The 404-nt window shown below is 27.0% G+C and carries 1 protein-coding gene; it reads left to right on the top strand.

What is annotated here, in order from left to right:
- On the top strand, positions 1–404 hold a 404-nt coding region (locus tag CRV02_RS14635), incomplete at both ends, for an efflux RND transporter periplasmic adaptor subunit (RefSeq protein WP_375137094.1).

Here is a 404-nt window from a genome sequence, read left to right as displayed (position 1 = left end):
GTAGTATCACAACAAGATGTAGATGATGCAAAAGCTGCATATTTACAAGCTGTTGCTTTAGTTGAACAAAATAAAGCTTTACTAAAAAGTGCGAAAATAAATCTTGATAGAACAAAAATAAAAGCACAAATCTCTGGTTTTATTGGAATATCAAATTATACGATTGGATCTTTAGTTTTAGCTAATCAAACAAATGAATTAACTACAATTAGAGATACAAGTAGAGTATATGCTGATTTAAGTCAGTCAAATAATCAATTATTTAAATTAAAAAAGATTATAAAAAACAACAATAAAAAACAGGATATCCCTGTAAATATTATATTACCAGACAATTCAAGATATGCACACTCTGGGATACTTAAACTTCAAGAAATTTCAGTAGATGAAGATACAGGATATGT

Origin of the sequence: Arcobacter sp. CECT 8989 (genome assembly GCF_004116715.1) — a bacterium.
Classification (GTDB): domain Bacteria; phylum Campylobacterota; class Campylobacteria; order Campylobacterales; family Arcobacteraceae; genus Halarcobacter.
The sequence above is the reverse complement of the archived record's forward strand: the minus strand, read 5'-3'. Positions and strand labels throughout refer to the sequence as shown.